Raw genomic sequence first — 18,187 nt, forward strand, 5'->3', positions numbered from 1 at the left:
CTATGTATTTCGCATTTTAAAGGAGCTATTACGATGAGAGCTTTAATTGATCTACAGAAAAGATTATTCCCTGATGTTCTTGAAATCATGCAGCGTCGTTACCAATTGCTTCACTACATACAGCTCATGCAGCCAGTGGGAAGAAGAACATTATCAGAAAACATCGAACTCGCTGAGCGAACGGTTCGTAGTGAAGTGGATTACCTTAATAAGCTGGGAGCTATAGAGATAACTTCTAGAGGAATGCATTTGACCTATGAGGGTCAAAGTATCCTTGAGCAGCTTTCTGAGTTTATTAAAGACGTGACGGGCATAAAGGTTTTAGAAAACCGTTTAAGGGAAAAGTTAAATTTAGATTATGTCGTAGTAGTTCCAGGGGATAGCGATGAGCTGGATTGGGTAAAACATGAAATGGGAAAAGCTTGTGTGACATTTCTTCAAAGTAAATTAAAGCCGAATAACACTGTAGCGATAACGGGTGGAACTACAATGGCAGCTGTGGCGGAAAAAATGACGCCGCTTAACGATGCTGAACATTGTATGTTTGTCCCTGCAAGAGGCGGTTTAGGTGAACGCGTTGAAAATCAAGCGAACACCATTTGTGCTGAAATGGCAAAAAAAGCGAAAGGTGATTATCGTCTTTTATACGTTCCAGACCCTTTAAGTGAGAGTTCCTACCAGACTATAATTGAAGAACCTTCGATTAAAGAAATTCTCAATATGATTCGAAATGCTGACATTGTCATCCATGGTGTTGGTGATGCAGTGACAATGGCAGAACGTAGGAAAACCTCGAAAGGTGAAATGGAAAAAATTCAAGAAAATCATGCAGTAGGCGAGGCGTTTGGCTACTATTTTAATCAACAAGGTGAAATTGTTCATAAAGTGCGAACAGTTGGATTACAGCTTGAAGATTTGAAATATGCAAAAAATATTATCGCCGTGGCTGGTGGTCACACGAAAGCTCAAGCTATTGAATCCTATTTCAAACCAGGACAGAGCAATGTGTTAATCACAGATGAAGGAGCCGCTCAAGAGCTTTTAAGGGATTCGTCCCTTTAAGATAAATTTTTTATTAAATTCAAGGAGGAATTTTGAATGACTGTAAAAGTAGGAATTAACGGTTTCGGCCGTATTGGACGTAATGTTTTCCGCGCATCTTTAAACAACGAAGAGGTAGAAGTAGTAGCTGTTAACGATTTAACAGATGCGAATATGCTGGCTCACTTGCTACAGTATGACACTGTACACGGTAAACTTGATCAAGAAGTTACTGTTAACGGGGACAACCTAGTAGTAGGCGGTAAAGAAATTAAAGTTATTTCTGAAAAAGATCCAGCGCAGCTTGGCTGGGGAGACCTTGGCGTAGAAGTTGTTATCGAATCTACTGGCCGTTTCACACAAGGTGAAGACGCTAGAAAACACCTTGAAGCAGGAGCTAAGAAAGTTGTAATCTCTGCACCAGCTAAAGGTGAAGACTTCACAGTTGTTATGGGTGTTAACGAAAAAGATTACAACAAAGATGAGCATGATGTTATTTCAAACGCTTCTTGTACGACAAACTGTCTAGCACCATACGCTAAAGTTCTTAATGACAAATTTGGTCTTAAGCGCGGTATGATGACTACAGTTCACTCTTACACGAACGATCAGCAAATTCTTGATCTTCCACACAAAGACTACCGTCGTGCTCGTGCGGCTGCTGAAAACATCATTCCAACGACTACAGGTGCTGCGCAGGCAGTAGCAAAAGTTCTTCCTGAATTAGAAGGCCGCCTTACTGGTATGGCAATGCGTGTGCCAACTAAAAACGTATCTATCGTTGACTTAGTAGCTGAACTTGATCAAGACGTTACAGCTGAACAAGTAAACGAAGCTCTTAAAGCTGAAGCTGAAGGTGAACTTAAAGGAATCCTTGGATACAGCGACGAAGCTCTAGTTTCTTCTGACTATAACGGAAGCACTTACTCTTCTGTCATCGATGGACAGTCTACTCTAACTCTTGAAAATAACATGGTTAAAGTCGTTTCTTGGTACGACAATGAGTTTGGTTATTCTAACCGTTGTGTAGATCTAGCTGCATTCCTTAAAAAGCAAGGCCTATAATATAAACACCGTTTATTGGTCATACTAGATAAATCTTTGGTAAAGGAGGGGGTCTCATGTCCTCCTCCTTTACCCATGTTTAAATCAAATTCCTTGTTCATGCGTTTCCATAAACGCTGTTTGTGGAAATGTACATAATGGATAAGGAAAGCAGTTGATTAAAAGAGGAGGTTGTCATTTATGAATAAACAAACCATTCGTGATGTAGAAGTACAAGGTAAAACTGTATTTTGCCGCGTGGATTTTAACGTTCCTATGAGTGGAGGAGAAGTCACAGATGATACTAGAATTAAAGCGGCTCTCCCTACTATTGAGTATTTAACTGGAAATGGCGCTAAAGTCATTCTTTCAAGTCACCTCGGACGACCTAAAGGTGAAGTAGTTGAGGAATTAAGACTTGACCCAGTAGCTAAGCGTTTAAGCGAGCATGTGGGTAAAACAGTTACGAAGACAGATGAGGTTTATGGTGACGAAGTAAACAAAGCCATCTCTGAAATGGAAGACGGAGACATTCTCCTTATAGAGAACGTTCGTTTCCATCCTGGTGAAGAGAAAAACGATGCAGATTTAGCTAAAGCTTTTGCTGATATGGCTGATCTCTACGTAAATGACGCCTTTGGAGCTGCTCACCGTGCACATGCATCTACAGCGGGTGTTGCAGAATATATCCCTGCTGTTGCTGGATTTCTTCTGGAGAAAGAAATCAATGTACTAGGAAAAGCCCTTTCTAATCCTGAACGTCCTTTTACAGCGATTATTGGTGGAGCTAAGGTAAAAGATAAAATTGGCGTAATTGACAATTTGATTGATAAAGTAGATCACTTAATTATCGGTGGAGGACTGGCTTATACATTTGTTAAGGCTCAAGGTCTTGAGATCGGTAAGTCCTTACTAGAAGAGGACAAGATTGATTTAGCTAAAGAATATATGAAAAAAGCAGAAGAAAAAGGTGTCGACTTTGTCATGCCTGAAGACGTAATCGTAGCAGATGATTTTTCTGACTCAGCGAATACGAAAGAAGTAGCCATTGACAGTATTCCGGCCGAATGGGAAGCCCTGGATATTGGTCCGAAAACGCGTGAAAAGTACGCGAAGATCATTAATGATTCCAAGCTAGTGATCTGGAACGGCCCAATGGGAGTGTTCGAGTTAGAAACATTTGCTAACGGAACGAAGGACGTAGCTCAAGCACTTTCTGAAACGCAAGGTTATACTGTAATTGGAGGCGGAGACTCAGCTGCTGCTGTAGAGAAATTTGGCTATGCAGATGCTATGGATCACGTATCCACAGGGGGCGGAGCTTCGCTAGAGTTCATGGAAGGAAAAGAACTTCCAGGCTTGGCGTTACTCAACGATAAATAATAAGGAGAGGTGATGAAATCATGCGTAAACAAGTTATTGCAGGAAACTGGAAAATGAACAAAACGCACACAGAAGCGGAAGATTTTATTCAAACGGCAAAAAACGAGGTTCCATCTTCCGATCAGGTTGAATCTGTAGTTTGTGCTCCATTTCCTTTCTTACAAAAGCTAGTTGAAGAAACAAAAGGAACTTCTCTTGAAATCGGTGCTCAAAACATGCACTTCGAAGAAAGTGGAGCTTTTACTGGAGAAGTGAGTCCAGTGATGCTGAATGAACTAGGTGTTAAGTATGTTGTACTAGGACACTCTGAGCGTCGTGAAATCTTCAAAGAAACAGATGAAGAAGTAAACAAAAAAGTTCATGCTGCTTTCAAGCATGATTTAACTCCTATTGTTTGTGTTGGTGAATCTTTAGCACAGCGTGAAGCAAATCAAACGATGGATCATGTAGAAAATCAAGTAAAACAAGCTTTTGAAGGTTTAACAGATGAACAAGCTTCTAAAGTAATCGTTGCTTACGAACCTATTTGGGCTATTGGCACAGGACGTACAGCAACGTCTGAGCAAGCTAATGAAGTGTGCACGCACATCCGCCGTGTGCTCATCGATTTCTATGGTTCTGAAGTAGCAGATGAAGTACGTATTCAGTATGGCGGTAGTGTTAAACCAGCTAACGTCGATGAACTTCTTTCACAATCTGATATTGATGGAGCGTTAGTAGGCGGAGCGAGCCTTGAAGCTGATTCTTTCTTAAAATTAGTGGAGGCAGGTAAGCATGAGTAAGCAGAACTTAGCCGCTTTAATCATACTTGACGGTTATGCTCTTCGGAACGAAGAGATGGGAAATGCCGTTAAGCAGGCTAATACGCCTAACTTTGATCGATTTTGGAACGAGTATCCTCATTCCCAGCTAGAAGCATGTGGAGAAGCCGTTGGTTTACCTGAAGGACAAATGGGTAACTCTGAAGTAGGTCATTTAAACATTGGGGCGGGTCGAGTGGTTTACCAGAGCTTAACTCGAATTAACCTGTCGATTCGCGAAGAAGAGTTTGCTAAGAATGAAGAACTGGTTAAAGCAGTCCAACATGCTAAAGACAACAATAAAGCCTTTCACATTTTTGGCCTGCTTTCTGATGGAGGCATCCATAGCCATATTAATCATATGTATGCCCTTATTCAGTTGGCAAAAGATTATGGAGTAGATAAGGTTTATGTACATGGCTTTTTAGATGGCCGTGACGTAGACCAGCAATCAGCTAAAAAGTATATTAAAGAAGCCCAAGATAAAATGAGTGAGATCGGGATTGGGGAATTTGCTACCATCGGAGGTCGTTATTTTGCGATGGACCGAGACAATCGCTGGGATCGTGTGAAGAAATCGTACGATGCGATTGCTTATGGCAAAGGCCCTGCTTATACGAATCCACTACAAGCCATTGATGAATCTTACGAAAAAGGAATTTACGATGAATTTGTAGAACCCTTTGTCGTTACTGATAAGAATGGTGAACCGGTTGGTAACATGGAAGATGAAGATGCCATTGTGTTTTACAATTTCCGGCCTGACCGTGCGATTCAACTATCTCGCTCATTCGCTAATGATGATTTTGAAGATTTTGACCGTGGAGAAGAAGCACCAAAAAATCTTTATTTTGTTGGCATGACTCAATATAGTGATGCTGTAAACAGCAAAGTAGCATTTGCACCAAATGATCTAAAAAACACAATTGGTGAAGTTCTATCTAATAATGGATTGAAACAGCTTCGTATTGCTGAAACTGAAAAATATCCACACGTTACATTCTTCATGAGTGGTGGTCGTGAAGAGGAATTCGATGGGGAAGAGCGCATCCTTATCGATTCTCCTAAAGTAGCCACTTATGATCTGCAGCCAGAGATGAGTGCATATGAAGTAACAGATGCTTTGTTAGAAGAACTTGATGCTGACAAGCACAATGCTATCATTTTAAACTTTGCAAACCCGGATATGGTAGGCCATTCAGGAATGCTTGAACCTACGATCAAAGCGATTGAAACCGTTGATGAGTGCTTAGGTAAGATTGTCGATAAGATCCATGAAAAAGGTGGACAGACCATCATTACTGCAGATCACGGAAATTCTGATGAGGTGACGACCTCAGAAGGGAATCCTATGACGGCTCACACGACCAATCCAGTACCGGTCATCATAACAAAAGACGGCATTGAATTACGTGAAGGTGGAATTTTAGGAGATCTTTCTCCTACCCTGTTACAGCTATTAGAAGTTGAACAACCTAAAGAAATGACAGGAAAATCATTAATTAAATAAAGGAGAGAAAAACTATGCCATATATTACTGACGTTTACGCACGCGAAGTATTAGACTCTCGTGGTAACCCAACAGTTGAAGTTGAAGTTTATACAGAATCAGGAGCCTTTGGTAGTGCCCTTGTACCAAGTGGTGCTTCTACAGGTGAATATGAAGCTGTAGAATTACGTGACGGTGACAAAGATCGCTACCTTGGTAAAGGTGTTCAAAAAGCGGTTGATAACGTAAATGAAAAAATTGCTCCCAACCTTTTAGGAATGGATGTTACTCAACAAGTCATTATTGACCAAATGATGATTGAGCTTGATGGTACAGAAAATAAAGGCGAACTAGGAGCTAACGCTATTCTGGGTGTCTCTATGGCCGTAGCACATGCTGCAGCTGATGTACTAGATCTACCACTTTACAAATACCTTGGAGGATTCACAGCATCTACACTGCCAACTCCAATGATGAACATCTTAAACGGAGGAGAGCATGCTGATAATAACGTAGACATTCAAGAGTTTATGATTATGCCAGTTGGCGCTCCTACCTTTAAAGAAGCCGTTCGCATGGGTGCAGAAATTTTCCATGCCTTGAAAAAAGTTCTTAAATCTAAAGGCTACAACACAGGTGTTGGTGACGAAGGTGGATTTGCACCAAACCTTGGTTCAAATGAAGAAGCTCTATCTACTATTATTGAAGCAATTGAAGAAGCTGGATACAAGCCAGATGAAGAAGTTAGACTTGCTATGGACGTAGCCTCTTCTGAAATCTATGAGGATGGCAAGTATAACCTTAAAGGTGAAGGTGTCGTTCGTACTTCTGAAGAAATGGTGGATTGGTACGAAGAACTTGTGAACAAGTATCCAATCGTTTCTATTGAAGATGGCTTAGACGAAAATGACTGGGAAGGTACAAAGCTTCTTACTGACCGCATTGGCGATCGCGTGCAGCTTGTTGGTGATGATTTATTCGTAACTAACACTAAGAAGTTAAGCCGTGCGATTAAAGAGGGAGTGGGTAACTCCATCTTGATTAAAGTGAACCAAATCGGTAGCTTGACTGAAACCTTTGAAGCAATTGAAATGGCTAAACGTGCTGGGTATACGGCAGTTATCTCTCACCGCTCTGGCGAAACTGAAGATGCAACGATTGCCGATATCGCTGTAGCTACAAACGCAGGTCAAATTAAAACTGGTGCTCCATCACGTACAGACCGTGTGGCGAAGTATAACCAGCTTCTGCGTATTGAAGACCAGCTGCTTGGAACAGCAAACTATGCTGGAAATCAAGCGTTCTACAACCTTAATAAGTAATCACGATTTTAAGTCTCTCTCGTACATTCGAGGGAGGCTTTTTTTTGTGTTTTCATGTATGATGAGAAGTAGAAGACTTGTAGGAGAATGACAACATGAAGAAAGTGATACAACTTATTTTAGTGAGTATTGTTATTTATATAGGGTATACAGGATACTCCATTTGGACTTATGGAGAAGATAACTTAGATGCTGAAGCAGACGCGGCTATTGTATTAGGAGCTGCTCAGTGGAATGGCTCGCCTAGTCCAGTATTTGAGGGGCGGCTAAAACAAGGTATTGAGCTTTATAAAAAAGAACAGGTGGAGTATTTGATTGTCACTGGAGGAGCTGGAAATGGTTCAAGTACTTCTGAAGGGGAAGTAGGCAAAAACTATGCAGTTGAACAAGGTGTTCCTGAGGAAGACATCATCGTAGAAGACAAGTCCCTAGTGACTGAAGAAAATTTAAAAAATACGGAAGTCATCATACAAAAACAAAACATCCATTCTGTAATATTAGTTAGCGACACTTATCATTTAAAAAGAGCGGTAGGTTTAGCTGAAGACATAGGTATGGTGGTAGAAGGTGTGGCCACTAGGTATTCGGCTTACCAATCTTTAGAAACAAAACTTCCTTTTTTCTTTGAAGAATGGATGTATTATGTAGCTCACCAATTTATTCAACTTTTCAATGATTAATAGAGGTGTCTTATTTGGAGCTTTATGAAGCAATAACAGCCAGAAGGTCAATTCACGATTTTCAACCAAGTATCATAGCAGAGGAAGAATTAAAAGAGATTTTTCAATTAGCGAGCTGGGCACCGAACCATCGAATGAAACAGCCATGGATGGTGAAAATGTTTCAACAAGAAGGTGCGATTGACTTTGCTGAACAAGTTATTAATAGTTATAAAAGAAGCGGTTTTACCGAAGGTTATTCTAAAGAGAAAGCTTTTAAAATGATGGAGGGGATCAAAAATTTTCTAGTGGAGATTCCTCATCATGCCCTGATATATATGGAGAGGGATCAAGATGTTCACAGATATGAAGAAGACTTTGCTGCGGTATGTGCATATATTCAAAATGTTCAATTAGCAGCTTGGGGAAAAGGGATTGGAGTTTTATGGACATCTAGTCCTTATATCCATGATGAGACGTTTATGGACAGTATAGGACTGGATAAGAAGAAGCATAAAATAATAGGCGTATTACAGATGGGGTATCCTTCTGCAATACCTAGAGCTAAAACTAGAAACCCCGTACCGGTTGAAATTCAAAAAGATCATTTTATGAAAAGAAGCTGAGCCCTTTAATGGTGTTCAGCTTCTTTTGATTTGTTTTCTTCATTTTTATTTGCATCGTCAGGGTGGGGATCAATAGTATGTTTGTAATCATAACCTTTTGATATGGCTGCCCAAAAAGCGCCCGCTATTCCTAGTACAATAGCGATACATACAATCATTACAATGGTGAAAGTCATGCCATTCCTTCTTTCTCGGATGATTTTAAAAGAGAAGGAGGGAATGTCCCTCCTTCTCTTTATATCGTTAGTGTATCACCTTACGCTAACTTTTATTTAAGACTGGTTTGTTTTCTCTTTTACAAATTGAACCACTTCTTCTGATGTACCCATGGAAAGGATTTCATCTTTAAAAGAAGCCAGTTCTTTCTTAGAAAGATCTTTAATCTGTGTACGAGCCGGTAGGATAGATGTCGCACTCATACTAAACTCATCTAAGCCGAGACCTAACAAAATAGGAATTGCAATTTCGTCTCCTGCCATTTCTCCACACATTCCAGCCCACTTACCTTCTGCATGAGCTGCTTCAATGACGTTGTTAACTAAGTTAAGAATCGCTGGGTTATATGGCTGGTACAAATAAGAAACTTGTTCGTTCATACGGTCAGCTGCCATCGTATATTGAATAAGGTCATTTGTACCGATACTAAAGAAGTCAACTTCTTTAGCAAATTGACGAGCAATAACGGCAGTAGCCGGAATTTCAACCATCATTCCTATTTCAAAGGATTCAGCTACGTCTTGTCCTTCCTCAATAAGCTTCTGCTTCTCTTCTTCAAGAATAGCTTTAGCTTCACGGAATTCTTCTAACGTGGCAATCATTGGGAACATGATTTTTAAGTTGCCATGCACACTTGCACGGAGAAGAGCTCGAAGCTGAACACGGAAAATATCATCACGTTCAAGGCATAAACGAATGGCTCGATAGCCTAAGAACGGGTTCATCTCTTTTGGCAAGTCTAAGTAATCTAATTCCTTGTCTCCGCCAATGTCTAAAGTACGTACGACCACAGGCTTGTCTCCCATTTGCTTTAAAACAGAAGAATAAGCGTCGTACTGTTCTTCTTCGGTTGGGAGCTGATTTTTACCCATATAAAGGAACTCTGTACGATAAAGTCCTACGCCTTCGCCTCCATTGTTTAATACACCTTCAACATCTTCAGGAGTACCAATGTTGGCAGCAAGTTCCACGTGTTCGCCTTCAGATGTCACTGTAGCTTCATCTTTCAGCTTAGCCCACTCTTGTTTTTTCTTTTCAAATTCTTGTTGTTTCTGTTCATACTTTGTAATTTCATCGGAAGAAGGGTTAATGATGACGTCACCATCGATTCCGTCTACGATAATCATGACATCTTTATCTGCTTGACTTGTCACTTCTTTTGTACCAACAACAGCTGGAATTTCTAAGGAGCGAGCCATAATAGCAGAGTGGGAGGTACGTCCACCGATGTCGGTCGTAAATCCTTTAACATACTGCTTGTTAAGTTGTGCAGTATCAGAAGGAGTTAAATCGTCTGCCACGATAACGACTTCCTCGTTGATGAGAGCAGGATCTGGGAAAGTAACATTAAGCAAGTGAGCCATTACGCGTTTCGTTACATCCTGAATATCAGCCGCACGCTCACGCATGTACTCATTGTCCATCCCTTTAAACATATCGATAAACATATTTGCAGTCTCGTCTAACGCAGCCTCTGCGTTTACGTTATCTGTTTTTATTTTGTCTTCAATTGGTTTAATAAGCTCTGGATCACTTAAGACGAGTAAGTGAGCAGAGAAAATTTCTGCGTGCTCATCACCTAAAGAGGCCTTTGTATGCTCTTTGATTTTTTCTAATTCTTGTTTAGAAATTTCAAGAGCATCATGCAATCTTTTAACTTCTTGTTCCGGCTGTTCTACGTCTGTCTTGCTGTAAGAAAGGTCTGGCGCTTCCAGACGATAGACTTTTGCAATCGCAATACCGCTGGAAGCTGCAATCCCTTGAAGTTGTGTCATGCTGTTATTCCCCCAACCCTTCGTTCTTTAAAGTTGTAGCAAGATGATCTAGAGCTTCTTGTTCGTCGCTTCCTTCAGCTGTGATTTTAACTTCAGCTCCTGAAGGAATTCCAAGACTCATAATCCCCATAATGGATTTTAAGTTTACGGCCTTCTCTTTGTAATGAAGGTTAATATCTGACTCATACTTTCCTGCGTTTTGTACAAGTACAGTTGCTGGACGAGCGTGTACGCCGTCTGATGAAGTAATATTGAATGTTTTTTCTACCATTTTAATTCCTCCTCAAAATAAGTCTCTTATAAAAGATTACCCTAACTCTATTATTTTAAGCTTTTCTTAGGTCTTTTTTCAAGGTTCCTACAATAATTGCTGCAACGACCGAACCAATTAAGATGGCTAAAATATATAGAGCGGCTTGAACGAATCCACCTTCAACAAGTCCGATGACAACAATACCGCCGTGAGGAGCAGTTAATCCAATGCTGAATAACATCGTAAGAGCCCCTGTTAATGCTGAACCAATCACCATAGAAGGAATAACTCTCGCAGGGTCAGCGGCAGCGAAAGGAATGGCTCCTTCAGTGATAAAGAATGCACCGAGCGCATATGCTGTTTTTCCTGACTCACGTTCTTGTTTCGTAAATTTATTTTTGAAAACTGTAGAAGCAAAAGCCATAGCTAAAGGTGGTACCATACCGCCAGCCATAGCAGCAGCAATAATGGAATAGTTTCCTGCATCAAGTGTCGCTAGACCGAACGTATAAGCAGCTTTGTTAATAGGGCCGCCCATATCAACAGCCATCATTCCTCCGATTATGATGCCGAGAAGGGCAACGTTAGCCCCGCTTAAACCTTCTAACCAGCTCAATAGTCCTGTGTAAATGCTCGTCAATGGCGGGTTAATGAGCAGCATAATCATTCCGGTACTGAAAATGGCCAGTACTGGATAAAACAATACGGTTTTTAAACCATCTAGAACGGCAGGTAATCCTTCTAATGCTTTCTTGATAGCTAACGTCAAATAACCTGCTAAGAAACCTGCAATTAAACCTCCTAGAAACCCTGATCCGCCATCAGCACCTTCAACGCCCGATGTGGTTGCGATTAAACCGCCTACCATACCAGGTGCAAATCCAGGACGATCCGCGATACTTGAAGCTATGAAACCAGCTAAAACTGGGACAAGTAAGAAGAAGGCGTTACCTCCGCCAATGATGCTTAACATTTCCGCAAAGCGATTATACTGATCACTATCAGGGTCAGCGGCATTTATTCCAAAGAAGAAGGAGAAAGCAATTAGAATTCCTCCACCTACAACGAATGGGAGCATGTTGGATACACCATTCATTAAGTGTTTGTAAATACCAGTTCGCTGTTTCCCTTCTCCAGACGATTCAGAGCGGCCACCTTCGTGATGATAAATTGGCGCATCCTGATTCATGGCTTTTGTAATTAATTCTTTAGGTTCATGAATGGCTTTAGCCACGGGAACTTCAATTACAGGTTTCCCATCAAAATCACTCATATCAACGTGAGTATCAGCAGCCACAATAATAGCACTGGCTTCCTTAATATCTTCAGGTTTTAGCTTATTTTTCACGCCGCTGGAACCATTGGTTTGAACTTTGATGTCTACGCCCATTTCTTTTGCCGTTTCTTTTAATTTGTCAGCGGCCATATACGTATGGGCAATCCCTGTTGGGCAGGCTGTTACTGCAAGCACTTTTCCAGCTGAGTTCGTTGATTCTTCCGCTTCCTCATCATTTTCTTCCGCTTCCTTAGCATTAATCGCTTCAATGACGTCATCTTCGGTTTTGGCTGTTTCCAGCTTCTCGCGGAAGTTCTTATCCATTAGAAATGAAGACAGGCTTGACAGCGTCTCTAAGTGCGCTTGATTGGCACCTTCTGATGCAGCAATCATAAAAAATAAATTTGTCGGCTGGCCATCCAGTGATTCATAATCTAAACCTTCTTTAGAACGGCCAAACGCAATTGCCGGCTCTTTAACTGCAGCAGTTTTTGCGTGAGGAATAGCAATTCCTTCTCCAATACCGGTCGTACTTTGCTGTTCACGTTCTTCAATTGCCTTTTTATAACCATCGCGGTCATTTAATTTACCTGCTTGATCAAGCTTTCCAATTAATTCATCAATTGCTTCCGGCTTTGATGAAGCCGTCATATTTAACAAAATTGTATCTTTCGTTAACAAATCTGTGATTTTCATTATTGACCCTCCTTTATTCTAATAGGGGCTATCTCGATTTGGCCTTTTAAACGATCGGCGTCTTCTTTTTGACATAAATCATCTTGAAATGCTGTAGCACTTCCGGTGGCTACTCCGCTTCTAAACGCTTCTTCAATGGAGGAGCCGCTGCTGATAGCAGCTATAAAACCTGAAACAACAGAGTCGCCTGCGCCTACTGAATTTTTCACTTCTCCTTTAGGGACTTTCGCAAACCATTTTTCTTCTTTACTAACATAAACAGCTCCTTTTCCACCCATCGATACGACAACATGTTTCGTTCCTTGATCGACTAACTTACTCGCATAATAAGCCGCCTGTTCTTTCGTTTCAATTACGGTGTCGAATAATTCACCTAATTCGTGATCGTTAGGTTTTAAAAAGAAAATCGGCTTACCGATTAACTGACGTAATGCATCGCCAGAAGTATCAGCGATAAAAGGAACCTGCTGCGAAGCACAAATGTCAGCGACTTGAGAATAGAAGTCTTTTGGTAAGGAAGAAGGTACACTACCAGCCAAGATTAATAAATCCTCTGAATGCAAAGAACGTATTTGATCAAAAAGTTGATCCTTCTGTTCCACTGTAATAGCTGGTCCTGGACCGTTAATTTCTGATTCTTGATTGCCTTTTAGCTTTACATTAATTCTTGTATAATCATTCGTCTCCACAAAGTTATGGTATATGTTTTCACGATCTAAAAAATCTGTAATAAACTGGCCGGTAAACTGACCAATAAACCCTAAGGCTGTTGTAGAAACACCAAGCCTCTCCATCACTCGGGAAACATTGATACCTTTTCCGCCTGGATAGTACATCGCCTTATGCGCACGATTTAGTTCTCCAAGATGAAAATCTTCGACATGCATAATGTAGTCAATTGAGGGATTAAGTGTACAAGTGTAAATCATGATGACACAACCTTTATATTTGTTTTATCTTTTATTTCGTTGAGTAATGGACCTTCATAATTAGTAATAATGTTAGCCTCTGAAATAGAAGCAATATGACAAAAAGTGACTTCGTTAAATTTAGAGTCATCAACGAGCATATGCCGCTTCTGAGAAAGAGAAAGTGTTGCTCTCTTTATAGCAGCTTCTTCAGGATCAGGTGTTGTATATCCATCTTCTAAACTTACTCCATTGGCCCCCATAAAACATTGATCGAAGCGATACTGACTTAAATTTTGAAGAGCACTGGCTCCTACTACAGCTCGAGTTCTTTCTTTTACAAAACCGCCAAGTACATACGTAGAAATACGATGGTTAGTGAGCGCGTCTAAATGATGAAAACCATTGGTGACGACTGTGATCTTTTTTTCTGCGAGAAATGGGATCATTTCGTAAGTCGTTGTTCCTGCATCTAAAAAAATAGATTCACCATCTTGAACGAGCTGAGCTGCTGCTTTAGCAATTAACGTTTTCTCGGGCTGGTGTTTAGATATTTTCTCACCCATGCTTGGTTCCTCACTAGCGGGTCTTCTAAGGGACGCTCCTCCATGAACTCTGCGCAGCTCGCCGAGTTGTTCTAATTGATCCAAATCTCTTCGAATTGTAGACTCGGAGGCTCCTGTCTGATCTACCAATTCTTTTAATTTAACGGTATGTTTTTGATGAAGCAGTGCCAAAATGAATTGATGACGTTCAGGTGTTAGCAACCAATTGCCCCCTTTCATTTGATTCGTTAGTTCTATTCTAAAGTAAGCCCTTTCAAAAATCAATCAAAAACAACCAAAATCATTCATAAACTTTCGTGGGTATTTTCAAAATCGTTCAGATTAGCTGCTGTTTATAATGTTGTTGCCCGGCGTTTAGATTTGTGCTACATTTAAAATAGTTTATTGTGCGTCTTTGGGAGGTGTTGGCACATCATGGAAACACTTGCAATTAGTTTATTAGCTATTGATACGATCGTCTTAATTGTTCTTGTGCTGCTACAATCTGGTAAAAGTGCAGGTTTATCTGGCGCAATTTCAGGTGGTGCTGAGCAATTATTTGGAAAACAAAAAGCTCGAGGAATTGATGCCGTATTACACAAGGCAACAATCGTAACCGGAGTGTTGTTTTTCGTTCTTGCATTTTTATCTGCTTATATTTTGGGATAATCTTATATGTGTGATTAAGCCGTGCTCATTTAAGCACGGCTTTTTATTATTTGTGATAGAACTGTTATTATTTGATGTTGTGATGGTACCAGGTGCCGGGAGCACGGTACCTGGTACCGAAAAGCCACAGTAATTATAGTGAGTATTATTAGAACTACTGCTGATACTAAAGATAGAGAAATAAGGAGAATGATTGTCATGAAAATTAAACAACCTGAGCCATTTACTTTTGAAGGCGGAGATAGAGCTGTATTATTATTGCACGGTTTTACTGGACACTCAGCTGATGTACGCATGCTCGGCCGCTTTCTACAAAAGAAAGGCTATACATCACATGCCCCTATCTATCGCGGGCACGGGAAAGAGCCGGAAGCCCTGGCAGAAGCCACTCCTGAGCAGTGGTGGAGTGATGTGCTGGATGCTCTTAACTATTTGCGTGATCAAGGTTATGAAGAAATTGCAGTTGCAGGATTATCTTTGGGTGGAGTTCTTGGGTTAAAACTTGCATATTCTGAACAAATTAAGGGTATTGTGACGATGTGTAGTCCTATGTTTTTCGATAACGAGGAACAGCTCACTCAAGGTTTTCGTTATAAGGCGAAACAATATAAGCAGCTAGAAGGAAAAGATGAAGACACGATCAATCAAGAAGTAAAAGAACTTATGGATGACTCAAAAGATATGTTCAAACAGTTGGGTAACTTTATAAAGAGTGTACATGATGAAGTCGATCAAATATATACGCCGACTTTCGTTGTCCAAGCTGAGCAAGATGAAATGATTAACAAAGAAAGCGCAAACTACATTTATGAGAATGTAGAAACTGATCAAAAAGATATTAAATGGTACAAAAACTCTGGCCACGTGATCACGATGGATAAAGAAAAAGAACAGCTTCATGAAGATGTCCTCGAATTTCTGGAGTCCCTGGATTGGTCTTAAACGGTTAGAGTCTTGTTCCTTATGATAAGGAGGAAAGGTAATGAACACAGAATTAAAACAGAAAATATTGCAGTACTTTAATGGAACAGCCTCAAAGCCTCTTTCTGTACAAGAATTAGAAGAGGTATTGGAACTAAAAGACTCTCAAGAATTTACAGTATTAATGAAAGCATTAAATGAGTTAGAAGAAGAGGGCGAGCTTGTCCGTACTAGAAAGAACAGGTTTGGATTACCCGAAAAAATGAATCTTATTCGCGGGAAAATACAAATGCACGCGAAAGGGTTTGCTTTTCTAATTCCAGATGACGATGCGAAAGACGATGTTTACTTGCATCATTCCGACCTTCATTCTGCAATGAACAATGATAAAGTTCTAGTGCGCATTGAAAAAAGAGATGAGGAAGGGAATCGTCCTGAAGGGGCGGTTATCCGTATTTTAGAGAGAGCGACGTCCCGAGTAGTCGGAACTTATGAATCCAGTCGTAATTTTGGTTTTGTGGTTGCTGATGATAAGCGTATTCCTCACGATATTTTTATTCCTAAGGCCCAAGCGAATGGTGCAGTGGATGGTCATAAAGTAATTGTGGAAATTACGAAGTTTCCAGAAGAGCGCATGAGTGCCGAAGGGGAAATTGTAGAGATATTAGGGCACAAAAATGATCCTGGTATTGATATTATTTCAATTATTCACAAACATGGGATTAAAACAGAATTTCCTGATGAGGTTTTAGAACAAGCCGGTCAGACTCCTGATCAAATTTCTGAGGACGAAATAAAAAACCGTCGTGACTTACGGGATGAAATGATCGTAACGATTGACGGAGCAGACGCAAAAGACTTAGATGACGCGGTCATGGTGAAACAATTGGATAACGGCAACTACAAGCTTGGCGTTCATATTGCGGATGTGACGTACTATGTAGAAGAAGGGTCTCCAATCGATAAAGAAGCAAGGGAGCGGGCAACGAGTGTTTATTTAGTCGACCGAGTGATTCCGATGATTCCCCATCGCCTATCAAATGGAATTTGTTCCCTGAATCCGCAAGTTGATCGTTTAACACTGTCTTGCGAAATGGAAATTAATGCAAGTGGTGAGGTAGTCGGGCATGAAATTTTCCAAAGTGTGATAAAGACAAATGAACGTATGACGTACAAAGATGTGAATAGTATCTTAGAGGATCAAGATGAGGAACTAATTGAGAAATATAAAGACCTTGTTCCGATGTTTAAAGAAATGGAAAACTTAGCTGCTACGCTTCGTAAGAAACGTTTTGGCCGAGGGGCTATTGACTTTGACTTCAAAGAAGCGGGCGTAATTGTTGATGAGGAAGGAAAAGCAGTTGACGTAAAATTAAGAGAACGCTCCGTCGCTGAACGCCTCATTGAAGAATTTATGCTGGCAGCCAATGAAACTGTAGCTGAACACTTCCATTGGATGGATGTCCCATTTATTCACCGTATTCACGAAGATCCAGATGAATCAAAACTTCAAAACTTCTTTGAATTTGTAGCGAACCTTGGTTATACCGTTAAAGGTTCAGCCGAAAATGTTCATCCACAGGCTCTTCAAAAAGTATTAGAATCTGTAAAAGATACTCATGAAGAAATGATTATATCTAAGCTCATGCTTCGTTCTATGCAGCAAGCTAAATATGATCCACAAAGCCTTGGACACTTTGGATTATCGACTGAATTTTATACGCACTTTACTTCACCGATCAGACGATACCCTGACTTGATCGTTCACCGTTTGATACGTACGTATTTAGTAAATAAAGATGTGGATTATAAAACTCGTAAGCACTGGAAGGATCAGCTTCCAGATATCGCGAAGCATTCCTCAGAAATGGAACGAGCAGCGGTAGATGCTGAACGAGAAACGGATGATCTGAAAAAAGCCGAATATATGCAAGATAAAATTGGCGAAGAGTACGATGGTGTCATCAGCTCGGTGACCAGCTTTGGATTATTTGTTGAATTGCCGAATACGGTTGAAGGCTTAGTCCATGTCAGCACCTTAACCGACGACTATTACAATTTCCAGGAAAAACAATTTGCAATGATAGGCGAACGTACCGGAAATATGTATCGTATTGGAGATGAAATTACAGTACGCGTAGCCAATGTGAATCTGGATGAACGAGTCGTCGATTTTGAAATTGTAGGGATGAAACCTCGTAAACAACGAGAACGTCCAGCTCGACCGAAACAAATCGACGCTAAAGGACCAGATGATAAAAAGAAGAAAAAGAAGAAAAAGCAAAAAGGAAACAAGCCTTTTTATCGCAACAAAGGGATGCCTAAGAAAGGCAAGAAGAAGAAAAAATAAAAAAACGCGCTGAATAAAGTTCAGCGCGTTTCAGCTTGTAGAGAAACCTGTTTTCTACAAGCTTTTTTCTTGACGCCAGGAGTGAAGGACCCCTCCCTTTACGCGGACAAGCGCCCGAGCTTCCTCGCAAAACTCACGCTCGGTGATCTCGGCTCACTCGTTCTTCCACAGGAGTGGAAGGGTCCAGGCTCCTTGGAAGTTCCTTAAGCCAGAA

17 protein-coding genes are annotated in these 18,187 nt (G+C 40.6%); 11 read left to right on the forward strand and 6 right to left on the reverse strand.

All coding sequences use genetic code 11. The features are described from left to right. Nucleotides 1-33 precede the first annotated feature (33 nt). The 8 genes from IEV27_RS16905 (at nt 34) to IEV27_RS16940 (ending at nt 8,364) form a co-directional block, all read left to right on the forward strand. Complete coding sequence (locus IEV27_RS16905) at nt 34-1,062, forward strand: sugar-binding transcriptional regulator (protein ID WP_188378676.1); 1,029 nt, start codon at nt 34-36, stop codon at nt 1,060-1,062. Nucleotides 1,063-1,098: 36 nt separating this feature from the next. Continuing rightward, a complete protein-coding gene (gap, locus tag IEV27_RS16910; protein ID WP_188378677.1) occupies nt 1,099-2,106 on the forward strand; it encodes a type I glyceraldehyde-3-phosphate dehydrogenase in 1,008 nt (335 codons plus the stop codon). Between the two features lie 180 nt (nt 2,107-2,286). Continuing rightward, the gene (locus tag IEV27_RS16915; protein ID WP_188378678.1) at nt 2,287-3,468 is read left to right on the forward strand and encodes a phosphoglycerate kinase; all 1,182 of its coding nucleotides are present in this window, start codon (nt 2,287-2,289) and stop codon (nt 3,466-3,468) included. Nucleotides 3,469-3,488: 20 nt separating this feature from the next. After that, a complete protein-coding gene (gene tpiA / locus IEV27_RS16920; protein WP_188378679.1) occupies nt 3,489-4,250 on the forward strand; it encodes a triose-phosphate isomerase in 762 nt (253 codons plus the stop codon). Continuing rightward, entirely contained in the window at nt 4,243-5,778 is a 1,536-nt protein-coding gene (gene gpmI / locus IEV27_RS16925) for a 2,3-bisphosphoglycerate-independent phosphoglycerate mutase (RefSeq protein WP_188378680.1), read from the forward strand. The genes tpiA and gpmI overlap by 8 nt, the downstream gene beginning before the upstream one ends. A 14-nt stretch (nt 5,779-5,792) precedes the next feature. Beyond that, nucleotides 5,793-7,079, forward strand: a complete 1,287-nt coding sequence (gene eno / locus IEV27_RS16930) for a phosphopyruvate hydratase (RefSeq protein WP_188378681.1) — start codon at nt 5,793-5,795, stop codon at nt 7,077-7,079. A 95-nt stretch (nt 7,080-7,174) separates the two neighbouring features. Then, nucleotides 7,175-7,759, forward strand: coding sequence for a YdcF family protein (locus tag IEV27_RS16935; protein ID WP_188378682.1), 585 nt, complete (start codon nt 7,175-7,177; stop codon nt 7,757-7,759). A 14-nt stretch (nt 7,760-7,773) separates the two neighbouring features. Continuing rightward, complete coding sequence (locus IEV27_RS16940) at nt 7,774-8,364, forward strand: nitroreductase family protein (protein WP_188378683.1); 591 nt, start codon at nt 7,774-7,776, stop codon at nt 8,362-8,364. Between the two features lie 5 nt (nt 8,365-8,369). On the opposite strand, the gene ytzI is transcribed toward IEV27_RS16940, so the two are convergent. From ytzI to IEV27_RS16970, 6 genes are all read right to left on the reverse strand, one after another. Next, entirely contained in the window at nt 8,370-8,540 is a 171-nt protein-coding gene (gene ytzI, locus IEV27_RS16945) for a YtzI protein (protein WP_188378684.1), read from the reverse strand. A 96-nt stretch (nt 8,541-8,636) separates the two neighbouring features. Beyond that, nucleotides 8,637-10,355 (reverse strand): phosphoenolpyruvate--protein phosphotransferase, encoded by a 1,719-nt coding sequence (ptsP, locus tag IEV27_RS16950; RefSeq protein ID WP_188378685.1) that lies wholly within the window; start codon nt 10,353-10,355, stop codon nt 8,637-8,639. Nucleotides 10,356-10,359: 4 nt separating this feature from the next. Continuing rightward, on the reverse strand, nt 10,360-10,626 hold the full coding sequence (locus IEV27_RS16955; protein ID WP_188378686.1) for a phosphocarrier protein HPr: 267 nt from the start codon (nt 10,624-10,626) through the stop codon (nt 10,360-10,362). Nucleotides 10,627-10,681: 55 nt separating this feature from the next. After that, nucleotides 10,682-12,580, reverse strand: coding sequence for a PTS fructose transporter subunit IIABC (locus tag IEV27_RS16960; RefSeq protein ID WP_188378687.1), 1,899 nt, complete (start codon nt 12,578-12,580; stop codon nt 10,682-10,684). Further along, nucleotides 12,580-13,509 (reverse strand): 1-phosphofructokinase, encoded by a 930-nt coding sequence (pfkB, locus tag IEV27_RS16965; protein WP_188378688.1) that lies wholly within the window; start codon nt 13,507-13,509, stop codon nt 12,580-12,582. Before pfkB ends, IEV27_RS16960 begins: the two co-directional genes overlap by 1 nt. Continuing rightward, complete coding sequence (locus IEV27_RS16970; RefSeq protein ID WP_281063592.1) at nt 13,506-14,255, reverse strand: DeoR/GlpR family DNA-binding transcription regulator; 750 nt, start codon at nt 14,253-14,255, stop codon at nt 13,506-13,508. The genes pfkB and IEV27_RS16970 overlap by 4 nt, the downstream gene beginning before the upstream one ends. Before the next feature lie 213 nt (nt 14,256-14,468). On the opposite strand from IEV27_RS16970, the gene secG reads away from it, so the two are divergent. The 3 genes from secG to rnr all read left to right on the forward strand — a co-directional run bounded on the left by secG (nt 14,469) and on the right by rnr (nt 17,973). Next, nucleotides 14,469-14,702 (forward strand): preprotein translocase subunit SecG, encoded by a 234-nt coding sequence (gene secG / locus IEV27_RS16975; RefSeq protein ID WP_188378689.1) that lies wholly within the window; start codon nt 14,469-14,471, stop codon nt 14,700-14,702. A gap of 198 nt (nt 14,703-14,900) precedes the next feature. Beyond that, nucleotides 14,901-15,644, forward strand: coding sequence for an alpha/beta hydrolase (locus IEV27_RS16980; protein ID WP_188378690.1), 744 nt, complete (start codon nt 14,901-14,903; stop codon nt 15,642-15,644). A gap of 40 nt (nt 15,645-15,684) precedes the next feature. After that, entirely contained in the window at nt 15,685-17,973 is a 2,289-nt protein-coding gene (gene rnr, locus IEV27_RS16985) for a ribonuclease R (RefSeq protein WP_188378691.1), read from the forward strand. The last annotated feature ends 214 nt before the right edge of the window (nt 17,974-18,187 follow it).

The organism is Halobacillus andaensis (genome assembly GCF_014636475.1).
GTDB classification, from domain to species: domain Bacteria; phylum Bacillota; class Bacilli; order Bacillales; family Halobacillaceae; genus Halobacillus_A; species Halobacillus_A andaensis.

Excerpts from the sequence above, each read along its gene's own strand:
- IEV27_RS16905 (WP_188378676.1), top strand. The coding sequence starts at position 34 with ATGAGAGCTTTAATTGATCTACAGAAAAGATTATTCCCTGATGTTCTT.
- gap (WP_188378677.1), top strand. The coding sequence starts at position 1,099 with ATGACTGTAAAAGTAGGAATTAACGGTTTCGGCCGTATTGGACGTAAT.
- IEV27_RS16915 (WP_188378678.1), top strand. The coding sequence starts at position 2,287 with ATGAATAAACAAACCATTCGTGATGTAGAAGTACAAGGTAAAACTGTA.
- tpiA (WP_188378679.1), top strand. The coding sequence starts at position 3,489 with ATGCGTAAACAAGTTATTGCAGGAAACTGGAAAATGAACAAAACGCAC.
- gpmI (WP_188378680.1), top strand. The coding sequence starts at position 4,243 with ATGAGTAAGCAGAACTTAGCCGCTTTAATCATACTTGACGGTTATGCT.
- eno (WP_188378681.1), top strand. The coding sequence starts at position 5,793 with ATGCCATATATTACTGACGTTTACGCACGCGAAGTATTAGACTCTCGT.
- IEV27_RS16935 (WP_188378682.1), top strand. The coding sequence starts at position 7,175 with ATGAAGAAAGTGATACAACTTATTTTAGTGAGTATTGTTATTTATATA.
- ytzI (WP_188378684.1), bottom strand. The coding sequence starts at position 8,540 with ATGACTTTCACCATTGTAATGATTGTATGTATCGCTATTGTACTAGGA.
- ptsP (WP_188378685.1), bottom strand. The coding sequence starts at position 10,355 with ATGACACAACTTCAAGGGATTGCAGCTTCCAGCGGTATTGCGATTGCA.
- IEV27_RS16955 (WP_188378686.1), bottom strand. The coding sequence starts at position 10,626 with ATGGTAGAAAAAACATTCAATATTACTTCATCAGACGGCGTACACGCT.
- IEV27_RS16960 (WP_188378687.1), bottom strand. The coding sequence starts at position 12,580 with ATGAAAATCACAGATTTGTTAACGAAAGATACAATTTTGTTAAATATG.
- pfkB (WP_188378688.1), bottom strand. The coding sequence starts at position 13,509 with ATGATTTACACTTGTACACTTAATCCCTCAATTGACTACATTATGCAT.
- secG (WP_188378689.1), top strand. The coding sequence starts at position 14,469 with ATGGAAACACTTGCAATTAGTTTATTAGCTATTGATACGATCGTCTTA.
- IEV27_RS16980 (WP_188378690.1), top strand. The coding sequence starts at position 14,901 with ATGAAAATTAAACAACCTGAGCCATTTACTTTTGAAGGCGGAGATAGA.
- rnr (WP_188378691.1), top strand. The coding sequence starts at position 15,685 with ATGAACACAGAATTAAAACAGAAAATATTGCAGTACTTTAATGGAACA.